Source organism: Acidobacteriota bacterium (genome assembly GCA_016208495.1).
Taxonomy (GTDB): Bacteria; Acidobacteriota; Blastocatellia; order Chloracidobacteriales; family Chloracidobacteriaceae; genus JACQXX01.
The window spans coordinates 20,947-43,432 of the sequence record JACQXX010000078.1 but is presented as its reverse complement, the minus strand read 5'-3'; the positions used below and the strand labels follow the sequence as shown (position 1 = coordinate 43,432).

Here is a 22,486-nt window from a genome sequence, read left to right as displayed (position 1 = left end):
GAAAAATCTATGGATTCCTTTCAAGGAAAGACTGTGTTGTTGACTGGCGCTTCAGTTGGTATTGGGAAGTGTTTTGCTGAACAACTGGCTGAGAAAAAAGCCAATTTGATTCTGGTCGCACGCCGGGAAGATAAAATGCGTGTCCTGGCTGATGAATTAACCAGACGCCACGGCATCAAAGTGGACGTCATTGCCAAAGATTTATCCCAACCGGCTGCAGCGAAAGAACTTTTTGACGAAACCACCCGGCGCGGCTGGCAGGTGGATATCTTGATCAATAATGCTGGATTCGGAATTGGAGGAGCGTTTCTGGATACCACACTTGAACGCAACCTGGAAATGATCCAGCTCAATATCACAACGTTGATGGAATTGACCTACCGCTATTTGCCCGGAATGGTCGAGCGCAAAGGCGGCGCGGTGATCAACGTGGCTTCGACGGCTTCTTTTCAAGCCGTGCCGTATCTGGGCACCTATTCGGCCACCAAAGCCTTTGTCCTGAGTTTTTCCGAAGCGTTGTGGGAAGAATACCGCCATCACAACGTGACAGTGATGGCGCTGTGTCCAGGAACAACCGCGACTGAGTTTTTTGATGTCGCCGGGGTCAAAGAACGCACCGCCATGCAAACGCCGGATGATGTCGTCCGAACTGCCCTGCGTGGCTTGAAAGCGAAACGCAGCCACATTATTTCGGGGATGACCAACTACCTGATGGCTCAGTCAAACCGGCTCGTTCCACGTGAAATCGGCACCCGCATCGCCGGAAGCCTGTTCCGACCGGAGAAGTAGGCGGAAGACATCGGGCTTGGGGCGGAAGACATCGGGCTTGGGGCGGAAGACATCGGGCTTGGGGCTAAGGGCTGAAGGCTCGCAAGCTCGGGGCTGAAGAAGGGGCTTGGGGCTTGGGGCTAAAGACTCGCAAGCTCGGGGCTGAAGAAAATGGGATGAAGAAGACGGGCGAAAGACTTGGTACAAGTCCCCATAAATCAGGGATGGAATTTGATTCTTCACCCTGGGAAGGATTGGTTTTCGCCCGCAGGGCGGTGGAAAGTAGCCGGTGGGCAGGGCGGCTTTGAGGCGCACCCACCGGAATGCAAGCCGCGAATGGTTTGCGCCCGGATGGGCGCTGGATCGAAACCCAAGGGACTCCAAAACTTTGATCTTTTTTGCATTCAAAGGTTGGTACGCAGTATGCTCGACTCATTTCTGATCAAAAACTTTCGGCTTTTTAAACATCTTGAAGTCAAGAAGTTAAGCCGGTTGAATCTGATCGTTGGCCGCAATAATTCTGGAAAAAGCACCTTTCTTGAAGCGGTAAAGCTGTATGCAAGTGGCGGGGCTCCAGATATGTTGGCCAGCCTTGTCAGGACCCGCACCGAAAACTGGCAAGGGAAACTTCCTGAAACGGAAATAGATGGGACCGTTTGGATCAACCCAATGCGTCACCTTTTCTATAACCATCGTTTTCCTGGGTTAGATAAAGAGGGGATAATTATTGGCCCTTTGTCATCTAAAGAGACGAATTCATTGAATCTTTATGTCACAAAGCTGATCAGCCTACCAGATAATCTTCCAAGCAGTCTTTTCGGCAAAGAGTTTCAGCTTAAAGATCTTCCCCCTGACTTTACAGATGTTGAGATTTGTTTAGTTGCTGAGGAAAAAGAAAGTATCAGAAGGATTTTTCAGCTTGATCGCAACCCGTTTCTTGAGGCAAGCGATTATCACCGTAATTTCGCTTTTTTGGAAAAATCCATAAGGTATTCAATTGAAGAGGTTCCAACGAGTAATCTGACAAATGAAAAATTAGAAATGTTATGGGGTGAAATTGATTTAACTCCACTTGCAAAAGAGGTTGTAACTTGCCTTCACCTTATTGAACCAGATATAAGTGGGATTTCTTTTGTTAGAAAGAACCTCATGGGGCGTACCGAAGCCCGAATTCCTATCGTGAAAAAGAATAATGTCTCAGAACCGTTGCCTTTAAGGAGCTTAGGTGACGGTGTAGTCCGTCTGTTCCATATCGCATTGGCACTGGTAAATGCCAAAAACGGAATTTTACTGATTGATGAGTTTGAGAATGGCCTGCATTGGTCCATACAGCCAGAGATTTGGAAGGCGGTTTTTCAATTAGCGGAAAAATTGAACGTGCAGATATTTGCTACAACCCACAGTCGCGATTGCGTGCGGGCATTTGGTGAAGCCTGGGAGGAAAATGAAGAGCTTGGGAACTTCTTCCGATTAAACCTCAAACCAGATGGGCGGGTAACGACAACTTTGTATTCGTGCGAAACCTTAGCCGACTCTTTAGAGACGGAAGTTGAGGTTCGGTAATGTCGAGTCAAGGGAAACCCTGTAAAGAGGAAAGTTCCAAAGTGCTTTTAGTCGAAGGGGTGAATGATTGCCACGTCATCATGGCGCTATGTGGGCAACATCAGGTACCGCACACGTTTGGAATTTATGAATGTGGTGGCGACAAAGATCGAATTTTGAGGCGGTTAAATGCACTGATTCAATCAGCAACCCCACCAGAAGCAATAGGCGTTGTTGTTGATGCTGACACTGGTATTGAACGTCGCTGGACGAGTATCAAAGCTAAACTATCGAAGAACTATCCAGACTACGAATTCCCAGATTTTCCACATCAAGACGGAACAATCGTTCCAGGTACGGAATCTCTTCCAACCCTCGGTTTTTGGTTCATGCCAAATAATCAAACTGAAGGCATGCTTGAGGATTTTTGTCTGGAAATGGTTGAATCACAAGCACATCAAGTTGCGAAAGATTCTGTGGAAAATGCTCAGGCAAAAGGAGTTGCTACGTTTATCCAGGCTCACTTTTCAAAGGCAATCGTGCATACCTACCTTGCCTGGCAAGATGAACCTGGGCGTCCACTGGGGCAATCCATAACCAGCCAGGCACTCCGGCCCAATACAGAAACAGCAATTTCATTTACTGAATGGCTAAAAAGGTTATTCCCTGAAACACAGAACTGAAAAATTCAACAATTCAAAGCAGCCTCAGCGGCACACTTGCTCAATCAATTCCCGGTTTTCTTCGATCACAGCTTGAACCTCTGGTGCTGGGTCTGATTTCAAGCGATCAATCATTTCTTTAGGCTTTCCTTCAAGGCTACAGACGTTTGACCAGGGATAGACATTCAGGAACATTCTAAGAGATCGTGCTCTCACGCTCGGATCTGAACTCTCGACTCCAACCACTGCTGTTGAACCATAGGTACTGTAAATCAGACCTTCAGCCGCATTGCCACACGGAACGCGCATCACCAGATGAAGCCTGAGTTCAGGTGGCCACTCATTTGTGGGCGACAGATAAATGTAAACAAGCATTTTGGAGTGGCAAACACCAATCATTCCAAAATGATAGCCGAAGATAACCAGAAAAAAGGTAATACAGGCAATTGTTGGACCGGTTTTGAGATGTTTTACCAGTTTGGGATAATTCTGGAGCTTCTTTCTCTGCGCAATGAGCGCACAAACGAGATTCAGTGGTGCCCAGGTAAAAAGTGAGACAAACGCCAGGAGCAGAAACAACAGCACGAATTGTTCAATCATAGGCCACCTGAAAAGATTTGGATTTCAGGTGTTTAGACCCCACGTAATCTGGGAAGTTCCTCAAACATCTGACCTGCAACATAAAACTGGCGGCCACTCAGCCGCCAGTTTTTGATGAACGTCAAATTTGATTGAGTCTGCATCCGTCTCAGTTTCTGATTGCGGGGAGAATCTGGTTCAGTGATTGAACCCTGAACCCTGAACCCTAAATGGTTTTATTTCTTCTGCCGGTAGAGTTTCTTATCAATCACACCCGCCATTTTGTCAGTATCCAGTCTTTTCCCCAGAAAGTCATTGATTTGAGCAATATACGGCAGTGGGTTGACCACCATGTCGTTGTAGTTCACATAGAGCACGTGCATGTGTGATTGCTTTTCAAGCCAGGCGAAGATTTCCTTGAGGTGCTTTTCAAACAGGGCCGCCATTTTCTCATCGGAAATGGTGTCGGTCGGTTTGTTGTTGCGAACCAGCATCTGCTTTTGTGACGCCAGGATTTCTTCCATCTTGCGGCGCATAAAGACGATTTTGTAGGTCTGACCGGCGGGCAGGTCCTTGAGCAACATTGATACCATTTTGACGACTTTGCCACCCGCATCATCGAGCCAGGACGTGTCGTCTTTGACTTTTTTCACCAGTTCAAACTCATAGTATCCGTTGGGGTTGTCTTCGTCAGCCTGACGAATGTTGTCAACCAGGACTGGGATTCCACCAGCCTCAAGCATTTTCATCATCATTGACGTTCCAGAGCGTGGCAGCCCCGAAACGATAGTAATCACATTCGGATCCATTGCGTTATAACTTCTCCTTCAAGCGTAAAGTAATGCAAAATATTGAAAATAAGAATATTCAGCTATCGCAGGTTAAAGAGCCCGGACCGGTCTGCCTGTTCGATCAGTGCTCTGGCGATGGGGGCCGCCTTTTCACCGCCGTAGCCTCCGCCTTCAACCACCACCGCAAAAGCAATTTTCGGATTGTCGTATGGGGCAAAGCCAATAAACCAGGCGTCAATGCGGATGTCACGCCCGCCCCGAATCGCAACCTGCGCCGTGCCGGTTTTGCCGGCGGCTGGGATGCGACATCCGCGAAAGGCTCGACTGGCAGTTCCACGTTCGACGACGGAACGCATCAATGGTTGTAAAGCCTTAGCGGCAGATGGATTCAATGCCGGACCAAGGAGTTTCACCTGGCGTTCGGCTTCGAGTGCCGGTGCCAGTCGCATTCCGTCCGGGCGGGAGACTGCGGCGACCACAAGTGCCATCTGCAGGACCGTTGCCTGATCAAACCCCTGGCCGATGGATTGCAGGCCGATGTCGTAGGCCGTGACGCGCGGCGAGAGGACCATGCGGCTTTCCACCACACCAAAAGACTTATCCAGTTCTGAGCCGTCGCTGTTCCAGAGCCGGTCAACCGTTCGGCTTTGACGGGCAGATTCGGGGCTATCGTCAATATGAAAGCCGAACCGCCGGGCGACATCTCCCAGGCGTCCGTAACCGAGTTCAATACCCATCTGGGCAAAATATTGATTACACGAGACTTCAAAGGCTTTTGCCAGATCAACCGAGCCGTGAACTTCGTTTTTATCGTCTTTGATTGGCCGCCCGCTGGCTGGTGGGGTGTAGCCGCTGCCGGTGCAGGTAAAGCGTTGGTGTTCCAGGCCGCTTTCAAGGGCGGCGGCGGCGACAATCGTTTTGAAGGTTGAACCGGGCAGGTAATAGTTGTTCAATGCCCGATTCAAAAACGGCTGGCCATCAGTGTCTGAAATCAGCTTTTGCCAGGCGGCTTCGTTATTGACGTCAGTTGGATCAAAACCGGGACTGCTGGCCAGGGCCAGGATTTCTCCGGTTTGTGGGCGGATGACCACAATTGCCCCACGTGCCCCTTTGAGCAAATCACCAGCGGTTCGTTGCAGGTCGGCATCAAGCGAAAGCATCAAGTCAGAGCCCACAGGTGCGGTTGAAAGCAGGGAATTGATCAATTTAGCCGGCTCGGTCAATTTTTTTTCAAAAGCCCGTTCAATCCCGGAATCTCCGCGCACAAAGCTTGTGTAGCCAAGCAGATGCGCGGCTGATGAGCCCAACGGATATTCGCGGTAGACTCGCCCTCCAACCAGTTTGTACCGGCAGAGTGCCTTTTCCGGCAGGCGACTGCGGTCAAACACCCAGCCCCGGAGTGAGGCTTCGGTCTGTCGCCGCAATCGCTGGTCGCGGGCATCTTTGAGCGTTGAATATTGGGGATTGCTTCTCGGAGCAATTAGCGCCCAGTAGGTGTGAAATCCTATGACGGCAAGACAGATCACCACAAACACTCCCAGTGCCAGCCGCAATCCCACATTGGTTCCTTTGAGTGATTCTGGAAGGGATTCAGCCTGCGGAGGCCGTTTCCAGGCAGCCCGAAGGAGTAGCAACCCAATGCCGCCAAGTCCAATGAGCAATACCCAGGTGAGGATGAGTGAAACGATCATGTGAGTTCCAGTGGGGAATGAAGTCGGAAGAATTGAGAATGAAGAATTGAGAATGAAGAATGAAGAATTGAGAGTGAAGAATGAAGAAATTATCTGGTTCCTGGTTCTTATAGCAGTTTTCAGGTGAACGCAGTACACACATTTCTTGCATCCACAGGACTTCAAAGACATATTTGTCATTCGTTCATTTAAGAACTGCTATAGGTCCTGGTTCTTGGTGACTGGAAGGTATTGATTTCCAAGCACCAGGCATCAACGATTCTTAATTCTTCATTCTTAATTCTTCATTCTCAATTCTTCGTTCTTCATTCTTCATTCTTCATAGTTTCTTCTTCAGCAGTCGGTGATGGTTTGGAGACAACGGAAAGTCGGCGGGACCGACCTGATCCGACAACCTGGTAGGTGACGATAAAGCGCTTGTTATCAGCAAAATGAGTATTCTTCCGCTCAATCATCATTTCGATCATTGTGCGTATTTTGGGTTGATAGATTGGCAAATATGAAGCAATGATTTTGTTGAATGATCCCTCACGTAATTCGTCGGAGACCAGTGTCATATTCCAGCTCAAAATTGCCAGATCAAGTGCCGCGTCAAAATCTTTTTTGGTTCGAATCTGACCCAGCAACGGAGAGGCAAACGCCAGTAATACCTCAGACATTTTTTCCGATTCACCTGAATGATCACGGATTTCGGCATCTTCTGCGACCCCAAGATCCACCAGTTTACTGCGAAGCGTGTCGGTGGAAGGGGTTGATTCAACTGGTTGCGATTTAACGTTTTTTTTCTTTTTGCCAAGCAGGCTCTTTGAAGCACTCATAGTATTAAATAGTTCTTTCTATTGGTTTTTGATCAAAGGAAACAGTACTTGAAGCAATTTCCACATTGCCTGTCACAGGTCAATTCTCTTCATTCTCAATTTTTCATTCTTCATTCTTCAGGGACGGGCAATAATGACATCATCCTGGGTGTTGGCCTTTCCATCTGGTCCTACGGATTGCAGCCGAAACGAACTTGAAGTTCCCTGGTACATCAACTGTCGGTTCCATCCGTCACGCCTGACCAGCCTGGGCAAATATTCAGGTGCCAGGACATTGGTCAATTGCACAATATCGGGTGCTGTGACATAGCCTCCCTGTTTGGCACGATACAGTTCAAGGCTGGTTGCCAGCAGGTTGAGGTCAGCTTCCGTATGATCACGCTGGGCTTTGGCGAGGGCGGCGGTGAGTTCGGGGAGTGATTGCCATTGCTGGTCGCCAATGCGGACTTCGGTTGGTTGCCACTGACCCTGGGTTCGGGTGAATTTAAACGTGGCTTCAATTTCGGCTTCCACAATGGCATCGGTGGATGAAAAGCCAGGAATGACTTTTCGAATGCGAATCTGTTTGGTCGGATAGGCAATCCCGGTTAATTTGGCCAGTGCTTCGCGGGCTTCACGTGAGCCAAGCAGTCGGTCTGCCGAGACCAACCCGCTGCAGGCCAGCACCAGCAGGCTTCCAAGCATCCATCCAATCAGATATTTCCGTGTCATAAGCATTTGAATTCCGAGGAGGCAGGTACGGTTAGCGTTTTTTTACGGCTTTTCCCTTGCCGCGATTGGGTGTGGGTTGCGTAAACTCGCGGGTAAACAATTGTTCATCATCAACTTCGGGCTCAATCTCATCAGCGGGAACACCAAAATATCGTAACCAGTGGCTGACATCATCCTTGCGGGTCGTGGGTTTGGCTTCGGTGTGGAGTGCGGTGGATTCGAGAATGGCCGTTTCCAGTTGTGCCCGAAATTCAGGCACGCTGACCACTTTGGCCTGACGAATGCGCGCACCCATCTGCAATTCACGATCATTGGTCACAATCGTAAAGTCGCGCGGCGTTCGAGATTGTTCGAGCATTTTGCGAATGTATCCGTCAGCCGTATTTCCACTCTGGGCAAAGTGGATCTTGACACTTTGGAAAGATGATCCATCGGGCAAATGCCGATCCGGTATGCCATCAAAAACCACACATACCCGGACCCGGCGCAGGCGGGCGAACTGGGCCAACTGGGTGAGGAGTTCGCGTTTGGCCTCGTAGGTAAAATCCTGTGCCTTTCGGCGAGCAAAGTTATTTCCGTCAATGAGGTACATGCCTGAACGTGCTGGGTGAAAGATGAAAAGCGGCTTATCCCATTTGCACTGAAGCGCTCGGATTAGAAAACCGTCAAGTAATTCAATCAAATAAACTTAGTGAACTACTGACTACTGACTACTGACTACAAACTGACTTTACTTTACCCCAAGCTGTTTTTTGATGAAAGCTTGCCAGGCGGTCGGGGTCATCTGACGGCTTTGGCGCAAGCGAAACTTAAAGCTTTTCCATTCTGGATTGTCAGGCGTCGCAATTTCCATGTCTTCAACATAGCCTTTAGCCTGATTGACCCAGATAAAACCACCTTTGTTGTCGAGTCCGGGGCCGTCAATTCGATACTTGAGACAGGTCGTTCGGTTCCGTCTTTCAATTTTGACAAAGCTGACTTCAACATCCCCGCGATACCGAATCACCGGGCCTTCGTCCTGAAACGTCGGGTCAATCAACCCAATCGTGAACGTGCCTTTGAGGTCAATCAAATGGGCAAAGGTCACATTCAGGCTGGACAGGTCAAAGTTGTACATGTGAAAGGGCAGGGTCTGGATGGTGACTTTATCGGGGGTGCGATTTAAAGGCTTGATATCAGCCTCAACCGTTTTTTCAGGATGGGAATAGTTCAAAACTGCCAGCAAGAGCTGTTTTCCATCGGGAAACATCTGCCACGATTCCAGGTATTTGGCACAATACAGGTCCCAGTCCATCGTGGCTTTGACCAGGGCCGAGCGAGTGCCGGGGCTTTTGTATTTAAATGATTCCAGGCGGTCCGGGGCGGCAATATAGAGCACGATATTTTCTGGATGCGAGCCGTCCACATTGGTTTTGACATAGTGCAGAACGGTTCCAACCGGAACCTTTTTGGGTTGATAGCGGAATTTTTCAATCGAATTTTGCCCCCAACTGATGCTTGTCCAGAGTAGACACAGAAGTAATGTGCCGGCCAATTTGAACATCATTGCCTGGTTCCTTATGAGTGTGAAATACCTGCAACTTATTCGTTAAAAACAACCTGCGGTCGGGCTTTCCCTTTCGCATCAAGCCGGGCAATTCCGAGCAGGTCATTGTTTTCAGTGCAAATCCCCACCAGCAGATCTGATTCTTCCGAAATGGGATCCAGCCCGGAAATATCGAGCGGAATTGCCTGTCCCTGTACAAATTTCAGATGGTCGGTGACTGACACCTGGAACAATTTCCAATCTTTGAGCAGTTCAACTGGTTTCAACAGGCTGGCCCGGATTTGTTCCATGGGAAGCCCGGCCAGTTGTTCAATCGTGGTTGCCTGATCAATCGTGAACGGGCCAACCCGCGTTCGTCGGAGTGCTGTCAGGTGCGCCCCGCACCCAAGATGCTGACCAATGTCGTGAGCCAGGGTTCGAATGTAGGTGCCAGCCGAGCAGGAAACTGTAAAATCAACATCAACCGTGCCGGTTTCATTGTGCCGGATGGCATTGCCCTGTTCATCCGGGTTCAGGGTGAGTTCATAAATCTTGACAGGTGCCGTTGAGCGAAAGACGACCTGTCCCTGGCGGGCAAGCCGATGCAATGAAATACCATCAACTTTTTTGGCTGAATACATCGGCGGTACCTGGGCATAATCGCCAGTATAATGCTGCATGGCCTCACGCAAGTTGTCTTCGGTGACAACTTCGACTGAATTGGGCTCGGAAAGCGGTTTGCCGGTGTAATCCTGGGTATCAGTGGCAAACCCCAGCCGCATGGTGGCCTGGTAGGTTTTGTCTTTGCCCGTCAAAAATTGGGACAATCGGGTACTTGAACCAACACAGAGAATCAGCAACCCGGTGGCAAATGGGTCTAATGTTCCGGTGTGTCCAATGCGCTTGGTCCGCAATACATAGCGGAGACGGGCCACGACATCGTGGGACGTAATACCCATTGGCTTATCAAGCAAAACAGCACCATTCAACAATGTAGGAATCATGGGAATCCGTAGTAAGGGTAGATGAGTGAATTGATATTGACGCAGAATGAAACCGGCAAATTGTAGACGGTTCCACGAGCGAGTTGAACCCCAGAGTGTGTTCTGAAACTGAAAAAAGCAGGAATTTTTTCTTTTGGGAGAAATAAAAAGTTGTATCACAGGATTTGTCTGATGCGCATCAACCCCAAAAGCTCCTTGACTTGAACTCAGAAAAAAATGGTTCCTCAACATCCAAGTTGAAAAACCAGGCCGTAAAGGCCAGTCAGTTTCACTGCCAGATATTCCAAATCAAAAAAATAAGCCCAATGCTGAAAAGTCCTGAACCAGGAGCAAGAAAGTGAATTTGCTTTTGGTTGAAAGTTGAAGCGCTCTGGGCTAGAGTGATGTGAGCTTTGGATCCAATTACAGGCCCCGCGTCAAATCAAACAGATTGTACCTCCTCACATCACCCATCCACCGCATATTAAAAAGGTCACGCTGCATGATCTTTGAAAACCTGCGAGTTGTGTTGAGGCAATCTGGACATATTTTCCCGACAGCGGGAATGGCCGTTGCAGCAAAACCATCAAAATACCTTTGGGAGAACTCGCCTTGTCTTCCCATCAATTACAAAGACCTGGCGACTCAGTTCCCCAATTTGTTTTACCAATAGCGGCACCAAAGCCGCAATTTAATTCTAAACCACACATATTTAGGGAGTAACTATGAAGCGTAGAGAGTTTCTACAATGAATGCAAAGGGCAGGGCGGCTGCAAGAGCGGCGACAATGGATGCGCTGGCAAAAACTCCTGCAAGGGCAAAGGCGGCTGCAAAGTAGAAAAAGCCTCCTGCAAGAGCGCTCACGAATGCAAAGGCAAGAATGAATGCAAGGGCAAAGGCGGCTGCAAGAGCGGCGACAACGGCTGCGCCGGCAAAAATTCCTGCAAAGGCAAAGGCGGCTGCAAAGTAGAAAAATCATCTTGCAAGAGCAAAGAATCCTGCAAGGGCAAAGAATCCTGCAAGAGCAAAGAATCCTGCAAGAGCCGATAGTTAAGTCTTTTTTCTTCCGTGGTCGAGGTGACAGTCTCTCAGGCTGAAACCTCGGCCACATTTCGTCTTGGTGGAAGTTTTATGACCACTCCTAATCGTTGGAATTTCCCGGATCTTGGATTCGGGGTTGGCCTTCGCACCGTCCATTTTACCCACGTTCTTGAAAATCAACCCCCAGTTGATTGGTTTGAAATCATTTCTGAAAATTTTATGGAAACCGGCGGTCGCCCGATGTTCATTCTGGAACAGGTGGCTGAACGCTATCCAATCATTATGCACGGCGTGTCGATGTCAATTGGCAGCACTGACCCGCTGAATATGGACTATCTGAAAAAACTCAAAGCCCTGGCGGATCGGATTGGCAGTACCTGGGTTTCAGACCACCTTTGCTGGACTGGCGTTCATGGGCGAAATACCCACGACTTGCTACCGATGCCATACACCGAGGAAGCGCTCAAACACACGATTGAGCGGGCGCGTATTGTTTCCGACTTGCTTGAACGTCCTCTTGTTCTTGAAAATCCATCGTCCTACGTTGAATTTGCCGATTCATCAATGCCGGAATGGGAATTTTTGGCACGGCTGGTTGAAGATGCCAATTGTGGGCTGCTGCTTGATGTCAACAATGTGTACGTCAGTTCGTTTAACCATAATTTTGATCCAACTGTGTACATTGACGCCATTCCGGCTGATCGGGTCGTCCAGTATCACCTGGCCGGACATACCAACAAAGGCACGCATATTCTCGACACCCACAGCGACCATGTGATTGACGAAGTGTGGGCCCTCTATCGTCAGGCTACCGCCAAAACCGGCGGGCGGGCAACCTTGCTTGAGTGGGATGATGACATCCCGGAATTTGACGTGGTTCACGCCGAGGTCTTAAAAGCCCGTCAGTACCTGCCGGAACCAGTTCTGGCCGTGGGAGGTGGATATGGCGACTGATGTTCCATTAAGCCAGCTCCAGACCTGGATGCAAAGCTATATTGTGTTTCCAGGTGCGACCAGTGAAGCGATGGAAGCCGCCAGCCAGAGTGCAGGACTTGAAGAAGAAAAAGCCACTTCGATTATTCTTCCATCAAAAACCCTGACCGGACAGGAACGCCTCAACATTTATCGCGGAATGTATCTCTTGCGGATGAATGATGCCCTGGCGGCTGATTTTTTTGCGGTCGAGCATTTTCTGGGCGAAGATGATTTTTTTGATCTGGTCGCCCGCTATGTCCAGCAATTTCCTTCCCGCAGTTTCACATTAAACCGACTGAGTGACAACTTTCCCGAATATATCCAAACCGATGACCAGGTGCCGAATCGAGCCTTCGTCTATGATCTGGCACGTCTGGAGCTGGCGGTCACCCAGGTGTTTGACGCTGAGCTTTCGTCAATTTTGACCTCGGAAATGATCCAGGATATTCCAGCCGATGCCTGGGAATTTGCCCGATTTCGTCCAGTCAATGGGTTTCAAACTCTGGCACATCGTTATCCGGTGAATGCCTATCTGGAAGCGGTGCGTTCCAACAGTCACCGACCCAAAATCAAACGTCAGGACACGTGGGTGGCTGTATGCCGCCGTGGATACAGTGTCTGGCGGTTTGATTTGACCCGGCCAGCTTTTGAAATGCTCACTGCTCTGACTTCGGGCATGCCACTCGGTGAGGCAATTCTTACCACCACGCGTCGCTTTTCAAGCCGAGGTGTGAAAGAGCAGATTTTCCAGTGGTTTCGGGATTGGGTGAATCAGGGATTTTTCCAATCCGTCGAATTGGAGCCAACTCAGGGTGAGTGATTTCAAACAGATTGGAATTTTGATTTTGGCTGCCGGCGCGTCGCGACGTTTGGGACACCCCAAACAATTGCTACCGATTGGCAGCCAAAATTTGCTTCAGCATACAGTGGAATGCGCCCTCGGTACTGGCGCCCACCCCGTGCTGGTTGTGCTTGGGGCTCAGGCCGAAGCCATCAAACCAACGTTGAATGCCTATGCCATCCACGTGGTGGAGAATCCCACCTGGGAAGAAGGCATGGGCGCTTCGATCCGGACCGGGATTGCCGCACTTTCACAACTTGGGTCGGTTGACGCTGTCGTCATTGCTCCCTGTGACCAGCCGTTTTTATCAACACAGTTTCTTTCAGACCTGATCACCACGTTTTTTCGCACTCGAAAAAACATTATTGCCTCACAGTATGCCGACACTGTGGGCATTCCAGCCTTGTTTACCTCTTCTTTTTTTCCCCTCCTTCTGGCACTTGGCGGTGATACAGGTGCCAAAAAGATCATCCAGGCCAATCTTGATCAAACTATTCTGATTCCATTTGCTGGGGGAAGTCTTGATATTGACACCCCTGAGGATGCAATCCGTTTCTTGAAGAATGAAGACTTGAGAATGAAGAATGAAGAATGAAGAGTTGGATTGATGGACTGGCACTGGCCAATATATTTTCTTCATTCTCAATTTTTCATTTCACAGTGTTTCCTTGCCCCTTTTCTTCATTTCTCCATTCTTCCCCACCCGCTGACGCAGGTGGTACTGACTCCTTCATTCTTCATTCGTTATGACCCCCAAACAGACTCCGGTTCTTTCTGTACAACACCTTCGTGCTCGGGCGGAGCACCTCCAACAACTCGACAAAGCCCATCTCTGGCATCCATTTACCCAAATGAAGGAATGGGATGCCACTCATCCGCTCATCATCGAACGCGGTGAAGGGTGCTATCTCTTTGATGTCGAAGGCAGCAAATACCTGGATGGCGTGAGCAGTCTGTGGACCAATGTCCATGGTCACCACGTGACTGAAATTGATCAGGCCATCCGTGAGCAACTTGACCGGGTGGCCCACTCAACCTTGCTTGGCCTCTCCAACGTTCCGGCAATTGAATTGGCGGCCAAACTGGCTGAGCTGGCGCCAGGTCAACTCAACAAAGTTTTTTATTCTGATTCTGGGTCCACGGCGGTTGAAATCGCCCTGAAAATTGCTTTCCAGTACTGGCAGCAACGATCTGACCCACGCCCCCAGAAAACCAGATTTCTGCACGTTAGAGAGTCGTATCACGGAGACACTCTTGGTTCGGTCTCGGTCGGAGGGATTGAATTATTCCACCAGTTGTATCGTCCGTTGCTGTTTGACGCTTTTCGCGTTTCTGTTCCCCAAGACAACCAGGCCCACGAGGTTGAAGCCATTCTCAAGGCGCATGCTCATGAAATTGCTGCGTTTGTGCTGGAACCGCTGATGATGGGAGCGGCTGGAATGCTCACGCACCCAACCGGCTTCCTCAAACGTGTGCGTGAATTATGTGATGAATATGAAGTTTTATTGATCTGTGATGAAGTTGCGACCGGGTTTGGTCGGACCGGGACGATGTTTGCCTGTGAACAGGAACACGTTGTCCCTGACATTTTATGCCTTGCCAAAGGTTTAACCGGAGGGTACCTGCCGCTGGCGGCAACCATCACCACTGATGAAGTCTATCGTGCGTTTTGGGATGATTACGCCGCCTTTAAAACATTCTTTCACGGGCATACTTACACTGGAAATCCGCTTGCCTGTGTTGCAGCGCTGACAAACCTGGAACTCTTTGAAAAAAACAATGTTCTCGCCCACGTCAATCATATGGCCGCCCATTTTGCCCGACGGCTGGAATCGGTGGCACAGTTGCCCCACGTTGGTGATATCCGTCAGCGTGGGCTGATGATTGGAATTGAACTGACCGACAATAAAGCCACTGGGAACCCCTATCCGGTAGAACTCAAAATGGGCTATCAAGTGACGGACCGCTGTCGTGATTTTGGGCTGATTTTGCGTCCGCTGGGAAATGTCGTGGTGGCCATGCCCCCGCTGGCGATTTCAGCCGAACAAATTGATTTTCTGGTGGATGTATTGCTCAAAGTCATTCCGGAAATCACTGGCGAATAGGGCTGAAAAAAAACCAGGGCTGGGGGCTGGAGGCTGAAGACAGCAGGCTGAAAAATTGGTTTTATTTCATCCCTCATCCTTCATCCTTCATCCTTCATCCCTTCGATTGCTCCGAGCGTGCGAGTCTTCAGCCCCTAGCCCCTAGTCCTGAGCCCCTAGCCCGACTTCTTCAGCCCTGAGCCCTGGTTTTTTCAGCCCCATGATTTCTGGCGAACCTCACCGGTTTTCGCTCCGTATGGCGACCATCATCACAAATCCCAATTCATCACCATCAGTTCACATCACAAAGGAGTTTCAAGCATGAGGAATCCAGGTCGCCTCTTGGGCGCAGGCGTGTTGTCCACAGTCCTTTTGATTGGAGGCACTGCCCCAACATTTGCTTATGTTCAAAAAGAAAAGCTGACTGCCAGTGCCACAGTTGCTGCAACACCAGAAGTTATTGCAAAAATTGATAAAATTCTGTCGGAAGTGTATCCAGCCAATACACCGGGTGCGGCTGTTCTTATTTCCAAAGATGGGAAAGTTCTTTTCCGAAAAGGATATGGTTTGGCGGATGTTGAAAAGAAGGTCCCGGTTCAACCAGATATGATTTTCAGACTGGGGTCAATCACCAAGCAGTTTACAGCGGCTGGAATCCTGTTGCTGGTTGAACAGGGAAAAATTTCACTGGATGACGAAATTACCAAATTTCTTCCAGAGTACCCCACTCGTGGGAAAAAAATCACCATTGAACATTTGTTGACCCATACTTCTGGGATTAAGAGCTACACCGGGATGGGGGGATTTCGCGCAAAAATGCAGCAAGATACGACCCCGATTGAACTGGTTGATTTTTTTAAGAATGAGCCGATGGATTTCGACCCCGGCACTGAGTGGCGATACAACAACTCAGGCTATGTGTTGCTTGGGGTTATCATCGAAAAGGTTTCTGGCAAGTCCTATGGGCAATATGTCCACGACCATATCTTTAAACCATTGGGAATGAAGCATTCCTTTTATGGGACTGAAGAAGCATCTGTTCCAAATCGTGCACTGGGTCATTCTGGTGGTGGCAAAGAATTTACCTATTCCGCCCCCATGAGCATGACGTTGCCCTATGCGGCAGGGGCCTTATTGTCAAATGTTGATGATCTGGCCATCTGGAACCGTGCCATGGCGTCTGGAAAACTGCTTAAACCAGCTACATGGAAACGGGCATTTACACCTTATGTTCTCAGTAATGAAAAGCCGACGACCTATGGCTATGGACTGGAGCTTGAGCAACTTCACGGTGAAGAGGTGATTCAGCATGGTGGAGGCATCAATGGGTTTGTCACGATGGCGTACTGGCTACCTAAGCAAAATATTTTCATTGCCATTCTGACCAATTCGGATAGTGCTGAAGTAGACCCTTCTTTTGTGACCCGTAAGGTTGCCGCGCATCTCATCGGCAAACCGTACAAGGAATACACGGCGATCACACTGGATGCTAAAAAGCTGGATGAATTCGTTGGCGTGTACCAGATTTCAAACAGTGCCACGCGAACTATCACCCGCCAGGGAAATCAACTGTATGCCCAACGCACTGGCGGGCAAAAAATGGAAATTTCCCCAGCTTCTGACAATGAAGTTTTTTATAAAAACTCGTTCACGGTACTCAAATTTGTTCGGGATGAAGCCGGGAAGATCGTCAAAATGATCAAAATTGATGAAAAAGGTGAAGAACCAGCGGTCAAGACTGACCAACCGGTTCCGAAAGAGCGGGAAGTCGCCAAAGTTGATCCAGCCATCTATGATGCGTATGTCGGTGAATATGAACTGGCACCCGGCTTTGTGCTGACCGTGACACGAGACGGCGGCAAACTGTTGACCCAGGCCACCGGACAACAGCAGTTAGAGATTTTCCCTGAATCCGAAACCAAATTTTTCCTGAAAGTCGTGGATGCTCAACTGACCTTCGTCAAAGATGCTGACGGGAAGGTCAATCAGGTGATTCTCCATCAAGGCGGACGGAATATGCCCGCGAAGCGAATTAAGTAACTCTGGATACAGGGTTGAGCCCTGGTACAAAATACTCTCAGGCGCGGGGTAGACAGTTCTGCCCCGCGCTTTTGTTTGCCTGAGTGAAGTTCGCGAGAATTTCGGGAGAGGTCGTAGTGGGTAGAAAAAACAGAATGCTAGTATCGCCCCCATGACTGAATCTGTCCTCAGTTCCATTCCAAAATATGAAGTTGTGGTGGTTGGCGCCGGCATAGCCGGGTTAACGACGGCGGCTTTGCTTCAGAAAGAAGGAATTCAAACGCTTTTGCTTGAAGCCCACGATAAAGTTGGTGGCTGCGCCGGATATTTTTTTCACAAGGGATATACGTTCGATGCGGGAGCCACCGTCATCATCGGACTTGATCCAGAGGGGCTGCATTCCTATGTATTTCAACAGCTTGGGGTAGTAGCACCTGAATCTACATTGATTGAGTGCGTGACAGTTCATCTTCCTGACCGAACCGTGAATTTGTGGCACGATCAAGGGAAATGGGAACGCGAACGAATTGATCAATTTGCCCGCACACCTGACGAAGCCCGCCGACTGGCGACCTTTTGGGAACAGGTGGATACCACGGCTGATGTGCTCTGGCGAATGACCGCAAAACAACCAGTATTGCCAATTCGAGGCATTGGAGATCTGATTTCCAATCTTCGGCTGGTTTCACCCGATGTGGTGTGGCTTCTTCCAACGGTAATCTCCACCTTTGGTGACATTTTGCGCCGCCATCAATTGAGCGACCACCGGGAACTTCGAGCCTTTCTGGATGGATTGCTTCTGATTACCACTCAAGAAACCACAGATCGTGCTCCGTTTTATAATGCTGCCGCTGGCATTGATCTGTATCGGCATGGGATTCGGCGGGCAAAAGGTGGGATGAAAACACTGGTCCGAACCCTGTCGGAGGCGTATCGAAGCCTGGGCGGCACCATCAAATTTCGCCAGAAAGTCACTGAAATCGTGCCTCAGCCTCAAAGTGGATATGTGGTGAAAACCCGCGAAGGGCTGATTGTTGAAGCGAAAAAGGTGGTTGCCAACATTCCGATTTGGAACGTCCCTCAACTCGTCAAAGCTGATCTTCCTTCCACTTTTCCACATGCATTAAAAAAGGCTGACATTGGTTGGGGCGCCTTTACCCTGTATCTCGGAGTTGACGAGTCGGTTATTCCCTCAGGAAGTGCCCTCAATCATCAGGTGCTGCAACGCTATGGCGAGCCGTTCAAGGATGCCAATAGTTGTTTTCTCTCGCTGAGTGAATCAGGTGATCTCCGTTCAGCCCCAGCCGGGAAACAAACACTCGTCGTCTCAACCCATACGGAAGTCAGTACCTGGTATAATCTTTCACTCGAAGATTACATCCAGCGCAAACAGGCATTGACCAAACACACCCTGACCGCCGTCCGAAAGGCTTTTCCAGATATTGATCGTGGATTGGAAGTTGTGCTTCCTGGAACGCCGATTACCTTTGAAAACTACACCAGTCGTGAACGAGGGATGGTTGGCGGATTGCGAACTCAGTTGACCAACAGCAACTTGCTGGCGATTTCATCGGATATCGGATTAAAAGATTTTTGGCTGGTTGGGGATACCACGTTTCCGGGGCAGGGAACAATGGCCTGTACCTTGAGCGGGATCAATGCCTGGCGGGATATTTGTAAGAGGCGTTAGTCAGTGGTCAGTAGTCAGTAGTCAAATGTTAGGGTTTAGAATTGTTAGTCAAGCACATATAGTTCTATTTGAATGATTTATCCTGACATTTTAGTGACAAGGCTAGGTTTTTTCATGACCACTCACTGGGAAAAACAAAATGCCAGCTTCCTTTTTCATGGATAGCTGGCATTTTGCTTTGAGAGTCATCCAAATTTGAAATCAGCAGGCTGTATTTTTTAAGGTAGCTTCGTAATTCGAAAAAACAGCTTCGTGAACTACTGACTACTGACTACTGACTACGAACTTGTCTTTAAAACACAAACCGGGCGGCCAGTTGGAACTGGCGAGCGCCGAGGCTGGTGAGTGGTTGACCAAAAGTGCTGTTTGGCGCCACGGTTGGCGTGCCTTGAATCACGGCAAACAGCAGCCGGTTGGTGTTGACGGTACCGACGTTAAATCGATTGAACAAGTTAAAGCCTTCAGCAAAGAACTGGAGGCGATACTTTTCCGTCAGGTTGATGGTTCGAGTCAGACGCATATCAACATTCACAAAGTTATCGGTTGTAAACGTATTGCGGCTAAACCCTGGGGCCCGGTCAGTACGGGCGTTGCGGTCGCCATTCAAATCACCTCCGACGGTGGCTGAATATGGGCGGCCTGAAGTTGCCGTCAGGATTCCGCTCAATGACCATCCATCGAGAATTGCTTTGGCAACCGGGTTGCTCAAGTTGCGGGCATAGGCCAGATCCCACGAGTAGCTCAACACAAACCGATGACGGGTGTCTGACTCCCCATCGCCACGTTCAGCCGCAGTATTGAGCGGATCTTCCTGATTTTTGAAATCATCCACCCCAACCACAACTGAAGTCTGGTCCGGTTTGTTATCAATTGCGTGTGACCAGGTGTAGGAAATCAATCCCTGGAAGTTCTGGCTAAAGCGTTTGTTGAGCGCGACCACCAGCCCGTGATAGATCGAATCGCCAGTGCTTTCAAACTGCGTCAGGCGATCAAACCGGGTGGCTGGGCGAGCTCCATAGCGTGGAATAAACAGTGTTCCGGTCAAGGTTCCCAACGGCTGACCGTTGGCAAAATTGATTGCAGTACTGGTTCGGACGTTGACCAGTTGTGATACCGGGGCGCTGAAGTTGATATCACGGCTTCGGGATTGACGCACGCCGCGCACCATCAACCATGACACTGACAGTGACAGGTCTTTGGTCAATTCACGTTCAATGCCAAAACTTCCCTGGTGAATCATTGGGTCAACATAATCTTTGGCAAAGAAATACAGCGATGGTGTTGCCGGCACGCCTGTCGTTGGCGGTGTCGTAAAATTCCCTGGGTAGGACGGCACATTATCACCACTAAAGCTCAATGTCCGGACGCTGATTCCATTTTGGGTGTGGGCTGTTCCCAGCATAATTGACGGCGTGCGACCATAAAAAATGCCATACCCGCCACGGATAACCGTTTTGCCACCATCATCAAAGGGTTGCCAGGCAAAGCCGAGACGTGGGGCAAAGTTATTGGTATCCTGGTTGATGCCCTTGGTTGAAATATTAAATGCCGCGAGTTGAGGGTCTGAGTTGGCAATGGGCGGTTCCGATTTGCGCTGAACGTCATACCGAACGCCCAGGTAAAACTTCAACCGTGGGGTCACTGACCAGTCATCCTGGAAAAAAGCGGCAAATTCATTGCTGTTTGGCCGTGAAATTGGGCCATCGGTACCTTCACCGGCAAATGCCTGGCGATATCCGCCACCGGGTTTACCGTCAGCGAAATCGGCATAGCTGGTGAAGCTATACACCCCGCTAAACAAACCGGGGAAGAAGTTGAAGATTCGGTTGACGACGACATCCACACCAAATTTCATATTATGGGCACCACGCAGATATGACATGGTGTCAATAACCTGAAACCGCTTTTCAGTCGTTTCACGCGGACTGAAGTTGTTGCGCCCAATCGCCAGAATTGGAATACCACCCTGGCGAATGTCAGCTTCCGGGTTGGTGCTGTTGGACGCACCAGGTTCTTTATCGCGAGAGAAGAGCACTCGCAATTCATTAATCAGATTCGGCTTCACGATGGTGGTCAACTGATTGGTTAACGTATCGGTGGTCACCAGTGAATTTCCGGTGTGTTCAAGCGCGCTTTGTGGACCTGAATTTTCCAGGTTGGTCCCCGTGAAGTTCTGACGGTTGTATCGAACCGAATACTGGTTCTTGTCATTGATCCGCCAGTCAACTTTTCCGATGAACACATCCTGGTCAAATTTGCGGTCATAGTTGCCCGTGAAGGCTCGCAACTGGTTGGCAACTGCCTGAGAGACCGGGTCGGACGGTGGCGCCACCCCAAGAATCACCGGTTGTGGTTCGGTGTTGCGTTGTCCATCATAGTTGAAGAAGAAAAATGCCCGATCTTTCGCAATTGGCCCGCCCAGCGTGCCACCGAATTGATAAATCCGGTTGCGTGGTTTGGGGCGGCGGTTGGCTTTGGCAATTGATTCCTCAGCATTGAGCGAGCGGTCACGAAAGTAGATATTGGCATCACCGTGAAATTCATTGGTGCCGGACTTGGTCACCACATTGATCACCGCTCCGCCCGCGCGACCAAATTCAGCCGAGAAGGAGTTAGTGTTGACCTGAAATTCACGGACCGAGCTCTGGCTGAACTGGTAGGGACCACGCCCAGACCCGGTGCGTCCAATCGTCTGTCCAAAGAAGGTGTTGTTGTTGTCAGCCCCATCAATGAGCAGACTGTTGGCCGTTCCGCGTAACCCCCCAAAGGAAATGTCACCGCCACGTGGGTCGGTGTTCACACCTGGTGTTAAGCGTACGAATTCCAGAAAGTTACGACCATTGACCGGCAGTTCGCGGATAGCTCGATCATTGACGTTGGCTGATTGCTGGGTGCGGGTGGTTTCAACAATTGATGCCGCGTCGGCGGTGACATTGATGATTTCCCCACCTGATGAACCAACCGTCAGTGAAAAGTTGACCACGGAAGTTCTTCCAATCAACAATTCAGTGCGGACGGTTTGAGGTGCAAAGCCCTCCACTTTGATCGAGATATCATAGGTTCCGACATCAAGTGCCGGGATCCGGTACACCCCATCTTCGGCGGTTGTAACTTCACGCTCCAAACCGTTTTGAATGTTCTTGACCGTGACGGTGGCCCCGGCCACCACGGCGCCGGTTGGATCCGTCACGGTTCCTTCGATTGCCCCACCGGTGGCACGTGCCTGCGCCAACGTTGGAGCGACTGCTGCCAACGTAATCAAAAACGCAGCAGCGATGAAATGGAGTAAGTTCCCTTTCCAGTTACTCATACAGAGAGTCCCTTCCTGGGTTGGATGTGGGCCTTTAATTGATTGATAAGGCCCTTTTAATAAATTCCGCTAATGATTGCCCGGTCAAAACGCCCAGACCAAATGAACCGGTACAACCGCGGGTAAACTCGACGCAGTCCAGTGCTTCTTTTCGGCCAACCTGGTTGTGAACTGTGGGTAGAAGTGAGGCGCCCACCGCGCACGTTGAAGAAGATGTTGACTGGAAAGAAGCTCAGCTTGCGTCGCGAAAAAGAGCGTGTAGTTACCAAACAGGTGTAAATTTGGCTTGAACTTTATGCAACTTCGGCAACGTGGTGAAGCTGAGGCCCTCCAGTTGGACGTTGGAATTGATTTAAAGCTGATTTCTGGAGTAACCCTGGAACGTGGTTAAAAGGTGTGTGGATCGGGATAATTATAGTTCCCTTCTGGCGAAACGCAAGCCTGTATATAAATGAC

At 49.6% G+C, this 22,486-nt stretch carries 18 protein-coding genes; 9 read left to right on the top strand and 9 right to left on the bottom strand.

Translation table 11 applies throughout. From position 1 onward, the window contains the following. Positions 1 to 9 precede the first annotated feature (9 nt). The 3 genes from HY774_15415 to HY774_15405 all read left to right on the top strand — a co-directional run bounded on the left by HY774_15415 (position 10) and on the right by HY774_15405 (position 2,993). On the top strand, positions 10 to 789 hold the full coding sequence (locus HY774_15415) for an SDR family oxidoreductase (protein ID MBI4749874.1): 780 nt from the start codon (positions 10 to 12) through the stop codon (positions 787 to 789). 210 nt (positions 790 to 999) lie between these two features. Next, on the top strand, positions 1,000 to 2,331 hold the full coding sequence (locus HY774_15410) for an AAA family ATPase (protein ID MBI4749873.1): 1,332 nt from the start codon (positions 1,000 to 1,002) through the stop codon (positions 2,329 to 2,331). Next, on the top strand, positions 2,331 to 2,993 hold the full coding sequence (locus HY774_15405; GenBank protein MBI4749872.1) for a hypothetical protein: 663 nt from the start codon (positions 2,331 to 2,333) through the stop codon (positions 2,991 to 2,993). The genes HY774_15410 and HY774_15405 overlap by 1 nt, the downstream gene beginning before the upstream one ends. 24 nt (positions 2,994 to 3,017) lie before the next feature. Here the strand turns inward: HY774_15405 and HY774_15400 are convergent, their stop codons facing one another. The 8 genes from HY774_15400 to truB all read right to left on the bottom strand — a co-directional run bounded on the left by HY774_15400 (position 3,018) and on the right by truB (position 10,091). After that, complete coding sequence (locus tag HY774_15400) at positions 3,018 to 3,572, bottom strand: hypothetical protein (GenBank protein MBI4749871.1); 555 nt, start codon at positions 3,570 to 3,572, stop codon at positions 3,018 to 3,020. 215 nt (positions 3,573 to 3,787) lie between these two features. Then, positions 3,788 to 4,360: a sulfotransferase domain-containing protein gene (locus HY774_15395; protein ID MBI4749870.1), complete on the bottom strand. Its 573-nt coding sequence runs from the start codon at positions 4,358 to 4,360 to the stop codon at positions 3,788 to 3,790. A gap of 62 nt (positions 4,361 to 4,422) precedes the next feature. Then, a complete protein-coding gene (locus HY774_15390; GenBank protein ID MBI4749869.1) occupies positions 4,423 to 6,033 on the bottom strand; it encodes a hypothetical protein in 1,611 nt (536 codons plus the stop codon). A 305-nt stretch (positions 6,034 to 6,338) separates the two neighbouring features. Then, positions 6,339 to 6,851 (bottom strand): hypothetical protein, encoded by a 513-nt coding sequence (locus HY774_15385; protein ID MBI4749868.1) that lies wholly within the window; start codon positions 6,849 to 6,851, stop codon positions 6,339 to 6,341. 117 nt (positions 6,852 to 6,968) lie between these two features. Further along, on the bottom strand, positions 6,969 to 7,562 hold the full coding sequence (locus HY774_15380) for a type II secretion system protein GspG (GenBank protein ID MBI4749867.1): 594 nt from the start codon (positions 7,560 to 7,562) through the stop codon (positions 6,969 to 6,971). A 31-nt stretch (positions 7,563 to 7,593) separates the two neighbouring features. Next, positions 7,594 to 8,154: an NYN domain-containing protein gene (locus tag HY774_15375; protein ID MBI4749866.1), complete on the bottom strand. Its 561-nt coding sequence runs from the start codon at positions 8,152 to 8,154 to the stop codon at positions 7,594 to 7,596. A gap of 138 nt (positions 8,155 to 8,292) precedes the next feature. Further along, positions 8,293 to 9,108, bottom strand: a complete 816-nt coding sequence (locus tag HY774_15370; GenBank protein ID MBI4749865.1) for a hypothetical protein — start codon at positions 9,106 to 9,108, stop codon at positions 8,293 to 8,295. Positions 9,109 to 9,143: 35 nt separating this feature from the next. After that, positions 9,144 to 10,091: a tRNA pseudouridine(55) synthase TruB gene (truB, locus tag HY774_15365; protein ID MBI4749864.1), complete on the bottom strand. Its 948-nt coding sequence runs from the start codon at positions 10,089 to 10,091 to the stop codon at positions 9,144 to 9,146. A gap of 1,110 nt (positions 10,092 to 11,201) precedes the next feature. Between truB and HY774_15360 the strand changes: the two genes are divergently transcribed. From HY774_15360 to HY774_15335, 6 genes are all read left to right on the top strand, one after another. After that, positions 11,202 to 12,065 (top strand): DUF692 domain-containing protein, encoded by an 864-nt coding sequence (locus tag HY774_15360; protein ID MBI4749863.1) that lies wholly within the window; start codon positions 11,202 to 11,204, stop codon positions 12,063 to 12,065. After that, positions 12,055 to 12,906, top strand: coding sequence for a putative DNA-binding domain-containing protein (locus HY774_15355; protein MBI4749862.1), 852 nt, complete (start codon positions 12,055 to 12,057; stop codon positions 12,904 to 12,906). The genes HY774_15360 and HY774_15355 overlap by 11 nt, the downstream gene beginning before the upstream one ends. Beyond that, the gene (locus tag HY774_15350; GenBank protein MBI4749861.1) at positions 12,899 to 13,522 is read left to right on the top strand and encodes a nucleotidyltransferase family protein; all 624 of its coding nucleotides are present in this window, start codon (positions 12,899 to 12,901) and stop codon (positions 13,520 to 13,522) included. The genes HY774_15355 and HY774_15350 overlap by 8 nt, the downstream gene beginning before the upstream one ends. Before the next feature lie 151 nt (positions 13,523 to 13,673). Further along, on the top strand, positions 13,674 to 15,032 hold the full coding sequence (gene bioA / locus HY774_15345) for an adenosylmethionine--8-amino-7-oxononanoate transaminase (protein MBI4749860.1): 1,359 nt from the start codon (positions 13,674 to 13,676) through the stop codon (positions 15,030 to 15,032). 300 nt (positions 15,033 to 15,332) lie between these two features. Next, positions 15,333 to 17,051, top strand: a complete 1,719-nt coding sequence (locus HY774_15340; protein ID MBI4749859.1) for a serine hydrolase — start codon at positions 15,333 to 15,335, stop codon at positions 17,049 to 17,051. 151 nt (positions 17,052 to 17,202) lie between these two features. After that, on the top strand, positions 17,203 to 18,720 hold the full coding sequence (locus HY774_15335) for an FAD-dependent oxidoreductase (GenBank protein MBI4749858.1): 1,518 nt from the start codon (positions 17,203 to 17,205) through the stop codon (positions 18,718 to 18,720). A 292-nt stretch (positions 18,721 to 19,012) separates the two neighbouring features. On the opposite strand, the gene HY774_15330 is transcribed toward HY774_15335, so the two are convergent. Beyond that, positions 19,013 to 22,030, bottom strand: a complete 3,018-nt coding sequence (locus tag HY774_15330; protein ID MBI4749857.1) for a TonB-dependent receptor — start codon at positions 22,028 to 22,030, stop codon at positions 19,013 to 19,015. Between the last annotated feature and the right edge of the window lie 456 nt (positions 22,031 to 22,486).

Bases quoted from the DNA above. Each gene is read 5' to 3' on its own strand.
- HY774_15415 (MBI4749874.1), top strand. From the start codon at position 10: ATGGATTCCTTTCAAGGAAAGACTGTGTTGTTGACTGGCGCTTCAGTT.
- HY774_15405 (MBI4749872.1), top strand. From the start codon at position 2,331: ATGTCGAGTCAAGGGAAACCCTGTAAAGAGGAAAGTTCCAAAGTGCTT.
- HY774_15400 (MBI4749871.1), bottom strand. From the start codon at position 3,572: ATGATTGAACAATTCGTGCTGTTGTTTCTGCTCCTGGCGTTTGTCTCA.
- HY774_15395 (MBI4749870.1), bottom strand. From the start codon at position 4,360: ATGGATCCGAATGTGATTACTATCGTTTCGGGGCTGCCACGCTCTGGA.
- HY774_15390 (MBI4749869.1), bottom strand. From the start codon at position 6,033: ATGATCGTTTCACTCATCCTCACCTGGGTATTGCTCATTGGACTTGGC.
- HY774_15385 (MBI4749868.1), bottom strand. From the start codon at position 6,851: ATGAGTGCTTCAAAGAGCCTGCTTGGCAAAAAGAAAAAAAACGTTAAA.
- HY774_15380 (MBI4749867.1), bottom strand. From the start codon at position 7,562: ATGACACGGAAATATCTGATTGGATGGATGCTTGGAAGCCTGCTGGTG.
- HY774_15375 (MBI4749866.1), bottom strand. From the start codon at position 8,154: ATGTACCTCATTGACGGAAATAACTTTGCTCGCCGAAAGGCACAGGAT.
- HY774_15370 (MBI4749865.1), bottom strand. From the start codon at position 9,108: ATGATGTTCAAATTGGCCGGCACATTACTTCTGTGTCTACTCTGGACA.
- truB (MBI4749864.1), bottom strand. From the start codon at position 10,091: ATGATTCCTACATTGTTGAATGGTGCTGTTTTGCTTGATAAGCCAATG.
- HY774_15360 (MBI4749863.1), top strand. From the start codon at position 11,202: ATGACCACTCCTAATCGTTGGAATTTCCCGGATCTTGGATTCGGGGTT.
- HY774_15355 (MBI4749862.1), top strand. From the start codon at position 12,055: ATGGCGACTGATGTTCCATTAAGCCAGCTCCAGACCTGGATGCAAAGC.
- bioA (MBI4749860.1), top strand. From the start codon at position 13,674: ATGACCCCCAAACAGACTCCGGTTCTTTCTGTACAACACCTTCGTGCT.
- HY774_15340 (MBI4749859.1), top strand. From the start codon at position 15,333: ATGAGGAATCCAGGTCGCCTCTTGGGCGCAGGCGTGTTGTCCACAGTC.
- HY774_15335 (MBI4749858.1), top strand. From the start codon at position 17,203: ATGACTGAATCTGTCCTCAGTTCCATTCCAAAATATGAAGTTGTGGTG.
- HY774_15330 (MBI4749857.1), bottom strand. From the start codon at position 22,030: ATGAGTAACTGGAAAGGGAACTTACTCCATTTCATCGCTGCTGCGTTT.